Raw genomic sequence first — 13,533 nt, forward strand, 5'->3', positions numbered from 1 at the left:
TCGACCGATACAGATCCTTGGACGAACGAACACCGCCAGCGGATCGCACAGATCCTAATATAGGTATGGCGTGGCAAAATAGATAAGGGGCCGGGATTGACGCCCCGGTTCGAGGGTCAGGCACGAGATGCTGATATTGACGGAAAGAGGTCCTTCAGGGGGCCAATAATCGCGGCGGTCGGCTGCTCTCTTCGCTGCTTACAGCGTCGCGGCCGACCGGGCGGCCTGTTCGTAATAGCCGGACAATGCCCTGAGATGCGAAGCGATATCGGACAGGCCATCCTGCGACAAGCCGGAGACCTTGGTCGCCTCCACCAGCAGACGCTCGCGAATTTCAGTATAGCGCTGCAATGCATCCAGGCCCTTGTCGGTGACCCGAATCGTCTTTTCCTTGCCGGCCTTGCCGCTTTTGACAAGCCCCGCCGCCTCCAGTTTCTTGACGGCGTAATTGGCGACATGCGTGTCCTCGATATCAAGGACGAGGCAGAGATCGGCAAGCGTTTTCGGCCGGTCACGATGCCGCACGGAATGAATGATCAGGATTTCGACCGGTGAAAGGCCGGGCACGCCTGCCGCCGCCATGCAGCGCACCAGCCAACGATTGAAGGCATGGGAAAAGAGGATCGACCCGTATTCCAGCTCCGAAAGGGCCGGCGAACTGCCGCCCGCAAGATGGGCTGACGATACGATCAATTCGCGTCGCTCGGTCTTTTCCTCGGACGTCACCTGAAAATCTCCTTCGAACCGGATCGAGGCCCTGCAGTTACGACAGGCCGAGCGACCAATCGCCGCCCGGCTCCCGCATTACATTCCTATTCGTCCCGCTTTCCGTAGCCGCCGCCGGTGGGGGTGACGACCGTGAAGGCCTCGCCCGCCTCGAGCACGGTATGGGCCGAGCCGATCAGCTCCTCGATCTTGCCATCGTTGCGACGGACATAGTTGCGGCCGGTCTGCCCGGCTTCGCCGCCCTTGACGCCGAAGGGCGCGACGCGCCGATGGCCCGAGAGAATGGCGAATTCCAGCTTTTCGCGGGTGCGGATGGTGCGCTGCGTGCCGTTACCGGCATTCCACTTGCCGCGGCCGCCCGAATTCGGACGAATGTGGAAATCCTCCAGCACGACGGGGAAACGCGTCTCGAGGATTTCGGGATCCGTCAGGCGCGAATTGGTCATGTGCGTGTGGACGGCATCGGCGCCATTGAAGCCCGGCCCGGCCGGAGCGCCGGAGCAGATCGTCTCGTAATATTGATAGGCGTCATTGCCGAAGGTCAGGTTGTTCATCGTGCCTTGCGCGGCGGCGAGCGCTTCGACCGCGCCGAACAGGCAGTTGGTGACAGCCTGGCTCACCTCGACATTGCCGGCAACGACGGCGGCCGGATATTCCGGCGTCAGCATCGTGCCTTCGGGGATGATGATGCGGATCGGCCTGAGGCAGCCGGCATTCATCGGAATATCGGCCTCGACGAGAACCCGGAAGACATAGAGCACGGCGGCGCGCGTCACCGGCCGCGGTGCGTTGAAATTATCCGGACGCTGCGCCGACGTGCCAGTGAAATCGACCGTCGCCTCGCGCTTGTCCTTGTCGATCGAGATCCTGACGACGATCTTGCAGCCCTGATCCATTTCGTAAGTGAACTCGCCATCCGGCAGACGATCGAGAACGCGGCGCACGCTTTCGGCAGCATTGTCCTGGACATACCCCATATAGGCGTCGACGACATCTTCGCTGAAGTGGACGATCATCTTCTTCAGCTCGGCAACGCCCTTCTCATTGGCGGCGACCTGGGCCTTGAGATCGTTGATGTTCTGCGCGAGCGTGCGCACCGGATAGCGCGCGCCCGTCAGCAGCTTGGTAAGCTCCGCCTCACAGAAGCGGCCGCGATCGAGCAGCTTGAAATTGTCGATATAGACGCCTTCCTCCTCGATATGGGTGGCGAGCGGCGACATGGAGCCCGGCGAAATGCCGCCGATATCAGCATGATGGCCGCGGCTGGCGACCCAGAAGCGGATATTCTTACCGGCGTCGTCGAAGACAGGGGTGCAGACGGTGAGGTCGGGCAGATGCGTGCCGCCATTGTAAGGCGCGTTGATCAGGAAGACGTCGCCCGGATGGATCACGGCATTTTCACGGATCGCGGTTGCGACGGACGCGTCCATCGAACCCAGGTGAACAGGCATATGCGGCGCGTTGGCGACCAGATTGCCGTCCGCATCGAAGACCGCGCAAGAGAAATCCAGCCGTTCCTTGATGTTGACCGAATAGGCCGTGTTCTGCAGCGTCATGCCCATCTGCTCGGCGATCGACATGAAGAGATTGTTGAAGATCTCCAGCATGACAGGATCGGCCCTGGTGCCGATGGCGTTGCGCTCCGGCAGCGCCTTGATGCGCTTGAGGACGATGTGATCCTTGACCGTCAGCTGCCCCTGCCAGCCATCCTCGATGACGATCGTCTGGTTCGGCTCGATGATGATGGCCGGGCCGGTCACGGTCTGGCCGGGCCTGATCACCTGACGCAGGACAACGGCTGCATCGTGGCTCTCGCCGCTCGAATAGAAGGCGGTGCGCCTTGCGGCCTGTGCCTCGCCCTCGGCCGCCGCTTCGAGCTCGACTGCGATATCGGCAGCCGCGCCGCCGATCGTTTCGATCTCGACGGCCTCCACGACCAAGGGCTTGTCTTCGGCGACAAAGCCGAAGCGGCGCTTGTGCAGTGTCTCAAACTGGCTGCGCAGCCGCGAAGGATCGTCGGTCTCGGGGAAGGTCGTCTCCACCGCCAGCAGGGTATCGGTGCCGGCATAGCGGATATGGGCGCGCTGGACCGTCTTGATTTCGCTTGCCGGGACACCCTGCGCTTCCAGCTCGGGCACGCATTCGCCGCGCAATTCGCTGCCGAGTGCTGCAATGGCGGCCGGCGCCGCATCATCGAGGGAAACGCCGAGTGCCTTCTGGCGCGTTGCCCTGATATCGGCAAGCCCCATGCCATAGGCGGAGAGAAGGCCGGACATCGGATGCAGGAGGATACTCTTCATGCCGAGCGCGTCGGCCACCAGGCAGGCATGCTGGCCGCCGGCGCCGCCGAAGCAGTTGAGGGCATAGCGCGTCACGTCATAGCCGCGCTGCACCGAGATCTTCTTGATCGCCTCGACCATATTGGCGACGGCGATGCGAATGAAGCCGTCGGCGACATCTTCCGGGCTGCGGCCATCGCCGATCTCGGCCGCGAGTGCTGCGAATTTCGCCCGCACGGTCTCGACATCGAGCGGCTGATCCTGGTCGGGTCCGAAGATGGAGGGGAAGAATTCCGGCAGCAGCTTGCCGGCCATGACGTTGGCATCGGTCACCGCCAGCGGGCCGCCGTTGCGATAGCAGGCCGGCCCCGGAAAGGCGCCGGCGGAATCCGGCCCGACGCGGAAACGATCGCCGTCGAAATGCAGGATCGAGCCGCCGCCTGCGGCCACCGTATGGATCAGCATCATCGGTGCACGCACACGGACACCGGCCACCTCCGTCTCAAAAGCGCGCTCATATTCGCCGTCGAAATGCGCCACGTCCGTCGAAGTGCCGCCCATGTCGAAGCCGATGACATTGGCAAAGCCCGCCTGCTCACCGGTCTTTGCAAGCCCGACCACGCCGCCGGCCGGACCGGAGAGGATAGCGTCCTTGCCCTGGAACATATCGGCCGCCGTCAACCCGCCAGACGACATCATGAACATGACGCGCGCGCCGGTGCGCTCAACGTCGAGCTCATAGCAGACCTGGCCGATATAGCGGCCGAGTACCGGCGAGAGATAGGCGTCGATGACAGCAGTATCGCCACGGCCGACGAGCTTGATCAGCGGCGAGACCTCGTGACTGACCGAGACCTGCTCGAAGCCGAGGGATCTTGCGATCCTGGCAACGGCAGCTTCGTGCGCCGGGAACTTGTAGGCATGCATGAAAACGATCGCGACAGAGCGATAACCCCTAGCGAGAAGATCGCGCAGCGCCGCCTCGGCCGCCTTTTCGTCCAGCGCCAATTCGACAGTGCCGTCGGCAAGCACTCGTTCCTCGATCTCGACGACATCTTCGTAAAGCGCTTCCGGCTTGACGATCTCGGTTGCGAAGATCTTCTTGCGCTCCTGATAGCCGATGCGCAGCGCATCGCGGAACCCTTTCGTCGTCACCAGCGCAAGGCGCTCGCCCTTGCGCTCGAGCAGCGCATTGGTGGCAACCGTGGTGCCCATGCGGACCTCGCCGATCGCGCCCTCGGGAACCGGCTCACCCTTGCCGAGGCCGAGATGAAGACGGATGCCATGAACGGCTGCATCACGATAGGCGTCGGGATTTTCCGAGAGAACCTTGCGTGCGTGGAGAGCGCCGGACGGATCGCGCCCGACAACGTCGGTGAAGGTACCGCCGCGATCGATCCAGAAATCCCAACGGCCCGAAATGTTCTCCGACAAACCCGCCTCCAGCAGAACGACGCCAATAACGATGATAATATATCGATAAATCGTCAACGTTTTGTCGTCAACATGAATCGCCGATACCGATCGCCATGGACTGTTTTTGTCAGCATAACGCTTGCGGCGAGCCCGATCTATTCCTCGAAGCGGCTCGTTCCCTCACGATCGTGGTCATATCGTCTCGCGAGCGGAAACGGCGGCAGCCAGGATTCGCGGCGGACGGTCCAGAGTTCGTAGGTCGGCCTTAGCTGGTCAGGGGCATCGAGAGATCCGAGGTTCACTTCGATCTCATCCGCGCTTCGCGAGAAAACGGACGAGCCGCAGCGAGGGCAGAAAAACCGGCCGGCGTAGTCGCGTGTTTCGCCTTCGATCGTCACAGCATCCTCGGGAAAGATCGCGGAGGCATGGAAAAGCGCGCCATGATGCTTGCGGCAGTCGAGACAGTGACAAATGCCGACGCGATAGGGGCGCCCCGATGCCGCTATTCGTACCTTGCCGCACAAGCAGCCGCCGGTGAAACGGTCCATCCTGCACCTCCTCAAAAATCAAGCAGGCGGAAAGTTTACGCCAAACGGAACAGTCGCCGCAACCGCAGGCGGCTGGCGAAAGCACAGGGGGGCATTATAAGCCGGCGCTCCATTGGAGCACAGCCGGGAGCGGATGCGCTAATGCAACCCACCGACGCCGAGCAAACGCTCGACCACGCCATGATCCGCTGCCAGAGCCTTCGGCGTCCCCTTCCAGGCAAGCCGGCCGCGCTCCAGAATGATGACGTCGCTTGCAAAATCCAGCGCGCTCTGGATGCGCTGCTCCACCAGCAGGATGGTCATGTCGCCCGACTTGGCAAGCTTGGCGAAGGCCGCCATCAGCTCCTCGCAGATGACAGGCGCGAGCCCCTCCAGCGGCTCGTCCAGAAGCAGAACGGAGGGTCGGCCGAGGATCGTTCGGGCGGTCGACAGCATCTGCTGTTCGCCGCCGGAAAGCTGGCTGCCGAGGTTTTTGCGCCGCTCCTTCAGGCGTGGAAACATGTCATAGGCTTCCTGCAAGGCGCTCTTCGGCCGTCCCTTCAACCCGACGGAGAGATTTTCCTCCACCGTCAGTGTCGGGAAGACGTCTCGCGTCTGCGGCACATAGCCGAGACCTCGATGGGCGCGCCGGGCGCTCGGCAGGCCGGCAATATCGGCCGAGCCCAGCCGGATGCGGCCGTCATAGCGGCGGGTCTGACCGGCAAGGGTGGCAAGCAGCGTGCTCTTACCCATGCCGTTGCGGCCGAGCACGGCCAGCCGGCCGCCCGCCGGCACGGAAAAGGAAACCGCTTCCAGCACCCGCGTCGGGCCATAGCCGGCCGACAGATTTTCGACTTCAAGCGGCGTGGCCGGCATTGGCGTAGCTCCCAAGATAGGCTTCGCGCACACGCGCATCCTGCGTCACGTCTTTCGGCGACCCGTCGAAGATGATCGTGCCAGCGGCCAGCACCACCACGCGCTTGGCGAAGCGGAAGACGAGGTCCATGTCATGCTCGATCATCAGCACGGCAAGATCGGCGGGTAGATCGGCGAGCGCCTGCTCGATGCGGCCGGTATCGCTCTGCGGCACGCCGGCGGCGGGTTCGTCGAGCAGCAGCACCTTCGGCTTCAGGGCCATGGCGACGGCGATCTCCAGCAGCCGTTGCTGGCCATAGGCGATCTCGCTGACCTTGCGATGCATGAGATCGACCAGGCCGAGCGTGCCGAGCAATTCCTCGGTCTCGGCCATGACGTCGCGCATCGATAGGAAATTACCGAACATGCGGCCGGAACGGCCTGTACGCTGCAGCACCGCCATGCCGAGATGCTCGGCCGGCGTCATGTCCTGAAACAGCCTGGTCACCTGGAACGAGCGCACGAGGCCGCGCCGGACCCGGCCGATGGCGTCGACCTTGTTGACGTTTTGCCCGGCGATGCGAACCTCGCCGGAATCGACAGGCAGATTGCCCGTGACGAGGTTGACGAAGCTGGTCTTGCCGGCGCCGTTCGGGCCGATCAAGGCGACGCGAGCTCCCGGCGCCATCGACAGGCTGACATTGTTCGTCACCGTCAGGCCGCCGAACGCCTTCTTCAGATTGCTGACCTCGAAGATCGCGCTCATGTCCGCGCCTCCCTGCCACGGGCAACATAGGCGGCGGCCGTACCGTAAATGCCCTTGGGCGCGAAGAGAACGACGAGGATCAGCAAGGCTCCGACGATCGTCAGCCAGTGGAAGGGATTGGCGGCGGAGACGTAATCCTCGAACAGCATGAAGATCAGCGTGCCGGCAAGCGCGCCGAACAGTGATCCGGTGCCGCCGAGCACGAGCATGACCAGCGCCTCGGCCGATTGCGTGAAGGACAGGCTGTCGAGGCCGACGACCTGCGTCGAAATCGCACTCAGCGCACCGCCGATGCCAGCAACGGCGCCGGAAATCACATACATCTTGATCAGTGCCATCTTTGGCGAGGCACCCATGGCGCGGATGCGCAGCGGGTCCTGCCGGATACCGCGGCAGAGCATGCCGAAGGGCGAACGCACGAGGAATCGTAAGAGCACAAGCACGATCAGCAGCAGCGCCACGCCATAGATGTAGGCCGTATGCCCGTAGAGATCGAACTCGAACATGCCGAACAACGGATCGGCTGAAATGCCCGACAATCCGTCGCTGCCGCCTGTCCAGCTCGATGCCTTGTTGGCGAATTCATGGAAGAGATAGACCAGCGCGATCGACAGCACGAGTTGCGGCAGCCCGTGCGCTCTGAGGATGACGACGGAGCAGACCAATCCGGCAAGCGCACCGCCGACAACACCGGCAAGCGTCATCAGCAGCGGATCGTTGATGCCGTAATGGGCCGATGCGATGCCCGCCGCATAGGCGCCCGCACCAAACAGCGCCGCATGACCAAGGGTTGCGACGCCGCAATAGCCGGTGACGAGATCGAGCGAGAGAACAAGAAGCGCAATCGCAATCAGACGGGTCAGGAGAGCGAGGTTGTCCGGAAACAGCAGGTAGCCGACGGCGGCCACAACGACGATGACCACAACCGCGATCAGATCCTGCCCGAATGTACGATGTCTGGTCACGGTCGCGGCCGCCTCTCTTTGAAGGGTCAACGCCATGCTACTTCATTCTCCCTGCAAAGCCGCGCGGGAAGACGCAGATGATGGCAATGACGGCCAGATAGAAGAAGAATTCCCCATATTCCGGCATGAGATAACGGCCCGTCGTATCGATGCAGCCAAGGATGAGACAGGCAAGCAGCGCGCCGGAGATCGAGCCGGCACCGCCGACGGAGACGACGACGAGGAAGGTCACCATGTAGCGCAGCGCATAATAGGGTTCGACCGGCAGGAGCTCGGCCCCCACGACGCCGCCGAAGGCGGCAAGCCCGACGGCAATGGCGAAGCTGACCGCATAGACGATTTCCGTTCTGACGCCTAGTGCGGCGGCCATCGGGGCATTGTCGACGGAGGCGCGCAACTTCACGCCGAATGTGGTCTTTTCGATCAGGTACCAGAGCGCCAGCGCAACCACCAGACCGCAGACGATCGCGAAGATCCGATGGGTGCCGATGGTCCGGAAGCCAAGATCGACGGAGCCCTGCAGGCTGCCCGGCAAGGGTATGGTCTTCAACGTTGGGCCGAAGACATAGTTGGCAATGCCGATGATACAGAAGGTGATGCCGATCGTCATCAGCACCTGCGTCAGTTCCGGCGCGCCGTAGATGCGCCGGTAGAGCAGCCGTTCGATCGGGATGGAAATGATGACTGTCCCGACCACTGCCAGCAGCACGGCCACACCATAGCCCAAACCCAGATCGCGCGTCGCATAAGAGGCGATATAGCCACCGATCATGGCAAAAGCGCCATGGGCCAGATTGACGACGCGCATCAGCCCCATGGTGACGGAAAGGCCGATGGAGATGACGAACAGTACCATGCCGTAAGCGAGGGCATCGACTGCTATGCTGAGCACGGTTTGCATTGAAATCGCTGGTCCGGTTGTTATTGCGCAGCTGCTGCCATCAAACGCCTGAACGAAAACTTCCGCTCAGGCGTTTGAAGCTCAGGAGCGCTTACTTCGCGGCGGCAAGACCGGGATCGCCCTGCTTCTCGAAGGTCTGGATTTCCTTGTTGTAGTATTTGCCGTCATCACCCTTGGCGACTTCGCGCAGATAGATGTTCTGCGTGATATGCCGGCTTTCCGCATCGATTGTCACCGGACCGCGCGGGCTAACCCAGGACAGGCCCTTCACGGCATCGACTGCCTTCTGCGCGTCCTGCTTGCCGCCGGTCGCCTCGATCATCTTGTAGATGACATGCATGCCGTCGAAGGCACCGACGGCGGGGAAGGTCAGCTCGGCGGGATTGCCGATCGCCTTGCCGGCGGCCGCGACGAAAGCCTTGTTTTCGGGCGAGTCATGCGACACCGCATAGTGGAAGGTCGTCTGCATGCCGAGTGCGGCGTCGCCGAGCGCCGGCAAATCGGATTCCTGCGTCAGGTCGCCCGGCGCGAACAGCTTGATGCCGGCGGACTTCAGGCCGTTTTCATTATAGGCCTTGACGAAGCCGAGCGTCGTCGGGCCGGACGGCAGGAAGGCGAAGACCCCTTGCGCGCCGGAATCCTTGATGCGCTGCATGATCGGGCTGAAATCATTGGTCGAGAGCGGCATGCGGATCGCCTGCACCACTTCACCGCCCTGCTTCTCGAAGCCGGCCTTGAAGGCATTTTCGGCATCGACGCCAGGACCATAGTCGCTGACGACGGAGATGACCTTCTTCACGCCGGCATCATAGGCGACCTTGGCGATCGGCGTCGAAGTCTGCCATGTGGTGAAGGAAGTGCGCACCACGAACGGGCTCTTGGTGACGATCGCAGAAGTCGCGGCATTGAAGATCACCATCGGCACATTGGCCTGCTTCAAGATCGGCGTCACGGCCATCGCGTCCGGCGTGAAGTAGAAGCCGGCGAGATACTGGACATGCTCCTTGACGACCAGTTCCTGGGCCAGCGCCTTCGACTGAGCGGGATCGGCCTGTGGCACGTCGCGGTAGATCACCTCCACCTCGTCATTGCCGACCTTCTTGCCATTGACAGCCATATAGGCGTCGATGCCGGCCTTGAAATTCTTACCCTGCAGCGCGAACGGGCCGGAAAACGGACCGACGACCCCGACCTTGATGGTGTCGGCATAGGCAGCGCCGCCAAGAGCAACGGCCGCGATGGCGGCCAAGACAAACCGTTTCATTTTTTCTCCTCCCGGCAGCCATTTCTTGTGCCGCCCTTGATCATCTAAAATGCTGATCACCGCCAATTTCTCATAGGAAATGGTGATGTAAAATGAAATAAAACCTTCTATCCATGCCTATCTGGTTATGAATAGCGCGAATATCCTACTCCGCTGCCGTTCCCAGACGCTTGATCATGCCGGTGAGTTGCAGGGCATGACGCAGCGACGCCGCCGTCGCCACCACCATGGGCGGCAACAGCAACCATTCCAATGTCCATGCAGCCCCGGAGCGTTCCTGCTCGTGCACGAGCGATTGATGAATGCCCGAAAGCTGCACCGCATTGAAGCGGGCAAGCGTGACCAGCGTTTCGGCCGCAACCGGATTCTGCTTGTGCGGCATGGCCGAGGAGCCACCGCCACCGCCAAGCTCGATCTCATCGCCGGCCTGCGCCAGAAGTGCTGTATCCTGACCGATCTTGCCGAGACTGCCCGAGATCATGGACAAGAGCCCGGCGAGCTCGGCAATGCGGCCTCGCTGGCTTTGCCATTGCGGCTCGTCCGTCAGACCCAGCGCCTGTGCCAGCGAGCCCCTGATTTCGGCCGCCTTCGGCCCGAATTTTTCCAGCGTGCCCGCCGCACCGCCGAACTGCAGCGGGAAAGTCTCCTGCGTCAGCCGGTCGCGATACTGATCGAGCGGATGGCGCCATGCCCGCAGCCGATCGGACACGGTAATCGCGATCGCCGCCTGCATCCGGGTGCGGCCCATCAGTCTGTTCGAGCCGAAACGATCCTCCAGTTTGGAGAGAGCGGACGACACGGCGAAGAGACGGCCTCCAAGGATAAAGGCCGCAGCCTTCAGCCGCAGCATCAGGCTGGTGTCGATGACGTCCTGGCTGGTGGCGCCGAAATGGACATGGCTGCCCGCATCCCCGTCGACCGCCTTGCGCAGCTGCCGGACAAGCTCCGGCACGACGACGCCGTCCGACGCCGCTGCCGTCTTCAGACTCTGCAGATCGGGCTCGAAACCGGTGCAGACTTCAGCGATGCGCGTGGCCGCCGCCTGCGGGATCACGCCGTGCTGCGCCTCGACCTTGGCAAGAGCAGCTTCGAAAGAGAGCATGGCGCGAATATCGGCGCTGGCGGAGAAATATCCTGCAACCTCCTCGTCACCGAGGAGACCGGACAGGAAAGGATGATCGAAGGGAGAGACGCTCATGGCCTATATATCGAGGAAAACCGTTTCCTTGTCGCCCTGCAAATGGATGTCGAAGGTGTAGACGGAGCCCTCCTTCGCGGCAATCAGCGTTGCGAGGCGATCCCTGTGTTCGATGCGCGCAAGCAAGGGGTCTTCGGCATTGGCCTCGGTCTCTTCCGGGAAATACATGCGCGTGTGCAGGCCGATATTGATGCCGCGCGCCACGATCCAGACAGTGATGTGCGGCGCCATCTCGCGGCCGTCCTTGAAGGGGACACGACCGGGCTTGATCGTCCCGAAACGGAAAACGCCGTCGGTCGAGCTGGTCGGGCAACGCCCCCAGCCGGTAAAATTCGGGTCGGCCGTGCCACGCAGTTCCGACGGGCTGTTGTAAAGCCCGGCGCTGTCGGCCTGCCAGATCTCGAGGACGGCATCCTTGACCGGCGCTCCCGCGCCATCGATCACTCTTCCCGTCACCGTGATGTGCTCGCCGAGCGTCTTGTCGTTGACCATGACGGAGCCGAGATCGGTTTCGTAGACGCCGCCGATCTCGCTGTAGTTCGGCGTCAGGCCGATATGAACGTAAGGCCCTGCCGTCTGCGACGGCGTTTCCTTGAGATAACCGAGATCCTGTACCATCAATTGCCCTCCAGCCGGTTTTCGAACAGCGTCGAGCGGCGACCGCGCAGCACGATATCGAATTTATAGGCGCGGGCATCCATCGGGATCGTGTTGCCCCAGTCGAGCGGCGCAATCAGCTGCTCGATCGCCTGTTTGTCGGGGATCGTGCCGACGATCGGACATTTCCAGATCATCGGATCGCCCTCGAAATACATTTGCGTGATCAACCGCTGCGCAAAACCATGGCCGAAGACGGAGAAGTGAATATGCGCGGGGCGCCAGTCGTTGACGCCGTTCGGCCAGGGATAGGCGCCGGGGCGGATAGTGCGGAAGGCATAGTGCCCCTCGTTATCGCTGATGGCTCGGCCGCAGCCGCCGAAATTCGGGTCGATGGCGGCAAGATAGGTTTCCTTCTTGTGGCGATAGCGCCCACCGGCATTGGCCTGCCAGAATTCGAGGAGGACACCTGGCACCGGTCGGCCGCGCTCGTCGAGCACGCGGCCATGCACGATGATCCGCTCGCCGATGGCGCTCTCGCCCGGCTTGGCGAAATTGTGGATCAGGTCGTTGTCGAGCTCATTCAGTATCGAATGACCGAAGACCGGCCCGGTGATCTCGGAGATGGTGCCGTCGAGAGAGAGCAATGCGCGCTGCGGCGAGCGCAGCACGGAGGTCTTGTATCCCGGCGCAAAAGCCGGCGGATGCCAGGCGCGGTCCCTGGCGAAAAAGGCGCCGGTTTCAGGCTTGCTGTTGCTTCCCTTGGACATGTCTGCCTCGCTTCATGCCGCCTGTTCGGCGTCCATCTGTTCGAAAACCTGCTTGGCGATCTTGATCGCGTGGTTGGCGGCCGGCACACCGGCATAGATCGCCACATGCAGAAGCGCCTCGCAGATATCGTCGCGTGTTGCGCCGGTGTTGCGCGTGGCGCGCACATGCATGGCCACTTCATCATCCTGGCCGAGCGCGGCGAGCAGGGCAATGGTCACGATGGACCGTTCACGCAAGCTCAGCGTCGGGCGCGACCAGACATGCCCCCAGGCCGCTTCGGTGATCAGCTCCTGAAAGGGTTGATCGAACTCGGTCGACCCCTGCTGGGCGCGATCGACATGGCTGTCGCCGAGCACGGCGCGGCGTGTCGCCATGCCCTGCAGATAGCGCTCGGACGGCATGGTGGGGTCATTCATCAGGCTTGTTCTCCACGCAGGACGACGTCGATGAAGGCACGGATGACTTCGGTCAACGCCTCGGGTTGTTCGACGCAGGGGATATGGCCGGCGTCCTTGATCACTTCATAACGCGCATTCGGAATGAGCTTTGCCGTCGAAAGCACCAGCTCGGGCGGGGTGGAGCCATCCTGATCGCCGACGATGCAGATGGTGGGCACCGCGATCTTGGCCGCAGCCTCGGTCAGGTCGGCATCGCGAAGCGCGGCGCAAGTGGCGACGTAACCTGCGACCGGCTGGCGGATCAGCATGTTGCAATAGCCTGCGAAGGCGATGTTTTCCGGGCGGCGGAAGGCGGGCGTGAACCAGCGCTCCATGATGGCATCGACGATGGATTCGATGCCCTCAGCCTCGACCTGCGCGATGCGGGCATTCCAGCTCTCGGCCGTGCCGATCTTGTGGGCGGTGTCGCAGAGGATTAGCGCCCGCACCAGATCCGGGCGGCGCTGATAGAGCGACTGCGCGACCAGCCCGCCGACCGACAGTCCGCAGATAATGGCATTCTTGACCGAGAGGAAATCGAGCAAGCCGGCAAGGTCGGTAGCATGATCCTCGATGGAATAGGGCATTTGGCCGAGACCGGAGAGGCCATGGCCACGCTTGTCATAGAGCACGATGGGAAAATCACCGGCAAGCCGCACGATCACATCCCGCCAGATCCGGAAATCGGTACCGAGCGAATTGGCAAAGACAAGAACCGGCTTGTCGGCCGGACCGCCAATGATCTGATAGTGGATCGTGACGTCGTTGATGCGGGCAAACTGCACTGGAAATCTCCTCGGACGCGAGATTGGATGTATAATCCGGTTAGGT

13 protein-coding genes are annotated in these 13,533 nt (G+C 62.3%); all 13 read right to left on the reverse strand.

The features are described 5' to 3' along the window. Window positions 1-198 precede the first annotated feature (198 nt). Window positions 199-726 carry a winged helix DNA-binding protein gene (locus CCGE531_RS25765; RefSeq protein ID WP_120669013.1) on the reverse strand — a complete coding sequence of 176 codons (528 nt, stop codon included), beginning with the start codon at window positions 724-726 and terminating at the stop codon, window positions 199-201. 86 nt (window positions 727-812) lie between these two features. Further along, a complete protein-coding gene (locus tag CCGE531_RS25770) occupies window positions 813-4,439 on the reverse strand; it encodes a hydantoinase B/oxoprolinase family protein (protein WP_120669449.1) in 3,627 nt (1,208 codons plus the stop codon). 137 nt (window positions 4,440-4,576) lie between these two features. Continuing rightward, complete coding sequence (locus CCGE531_RS25775; protein ID WP_120669015.1) at window positions 4,577-4,969, reverse strand: GFA family protein; 393 nt, start codon at window positions 4,967-4,969, stop codon at window positions 4,577-4,579. A gap of 138 nt (window positions 4,970-5,107) precedes the next feature. Then, window positions 5,108-5,824 (reverse strand): ABC transporter ATP-binding protein, encoded by a 717-nt coding sequence (locus CCGE531_RS25780; RefSeq protein WP_120669017.1) that lies wholly within the window; start codon window positions 5,822-5,824, stop codon window positions 5,108-5,110. Next, on the reverse strand, window positions 5,805-6,569 hold the full coding sequence (locus tag CCGE531_RS25785; protein ID WP_120669019.1) for an ABC transporter ATP-binding protein: 765 nt from the start codon (window positions 6,567-6,569) through the stop codon (window positions 5,805-5,807). Before CCGE531_RS25785 ends, CCGE531_RS25780 begins: the two co-directional genes overlap by 20 nt. Continuing rightward, window positions 6,566-7,570 (reverse strand): branched-chain amino acid ABC transporter permease, encoded by a 1,005-nt coding sequence (locus CCGE531_RS25790; RefSeq protein WP_120669021.1) that lies wholly within the window; start codon window positions 7,568-7,570, stop codon window positions 6,566-6,568. Before CCGE531_RS25790 ends, CCGE531_RS25785 begins: the two co-directional genes overlap by 4 nt. Window position 7,571: 1 nt before the next feature. Further along, window positions 7,572-8,435 carry a branched-chain amino acid ABC transporter permease gene (locus tag CCGE531_RS25795; protein WP_120669023.1) on the reverse strand — a complete coding sequence of 288 codons (864 nt, stop codon included), beginning with the start codon at window positions 8,433-8,435 and terminating at the stop codon, window positions 7,572-7,574. A 91-nt stretch (window positions 8,436-8,526) separates the two neighbouring features. Continuing rightward, window positions 8,527-9,699 (reverse strand): ABC transporter substrate-binding protein, encoded by a 1,173-nt coding sequence (locus CCGE531_RS25800; RefSeq protein WP_120669025.1) that lies wholly within the window; start codon window positions 9,697-9,699, stop codon window positions 8,527-8,529. Between the two features lie 145 nt (window positions 9,700-9,844). Beyond that, complete coding sequence (locus CCGE531_RS25805) at window positions 9,845-10,897, reverse strand: 3-carboxy-cis,cis-muconate cycloisomerase (protein WP_120669027.1); 1,053 nt, start codon at window positions 10,895-10,897, stop codon at window positions 9,845-9,847. A 3-nt stretch (window positions 10,898-10,900) separates the two neighbouring features. After that, on the reverse strand, window positions 10,901-11,515 hold the full coding sequence (gene pcaG / locus CCGE531_RS25810; RefSeq protein ID WP_120669029.1) for a protocatechuate 3,4-dioxygenase subunit alpha: 615 nt from the start codon (window positions 11,513-11,515) through the stop codon (window positions 10,901-10,903). Continuing rightward, the gene (pcaH, locus tag CCGE531_RS25815; RefSeq protein ID WP_120669031.1) at window positions 11,515-12,264 is read right to left on the reverse strand and encodes a protocatechuate 3,4-dioxygenase subunit beta; all 750 of its coding nucleotides are present in this window, start codon (window positions 12,262-12,264) and stop codon (window positions 11,515-11,517) included. Before pcaH ends, pcaG begins: the two co-directional genes overlap by 1 nt. A 12-nt stretch (window positions 12,265-12,276) precedes the next feature. Further along, window positions 12,277-12,681: a 4-carboxymuconolactone decarboxylase gene (gene pcaC / locus CCGE531_RS25820; RefSeq protein ID WP_120669032.1), complete on the reverse strand. Its 405-nt coding sequence runs from the start codon at window positions 12,679-12,681 to the stop codon at window positions 12,277-12,279. Further along, window positions 12,681-13,487 (reverse strand): 3-oxoadipate enol-lactonase, encoded by an 807-nt coding sequence (gene pcaD, locus CCGE531_RS25825; protein WP_120669034.1) that lies wholly within the window; start codon window positions 13,485-13,487, stop codon window positions 12,681-12,683. The genes pcaC and pcaD overlap by 1 nt, the downstream gene beginning before the upstream one ends. Window positions 13,488-13,533 lie beyond the last annotated feature (46 nt).

This window comes from Rhizobium sp. CCGE531 (assembly GCF_003627795.1).
Classification (GTDB): Bacteria; Pseudomonadota; Alphaproteobacteria; order Rhizobiales; family Rhizobiaceae; genus Rhizobium.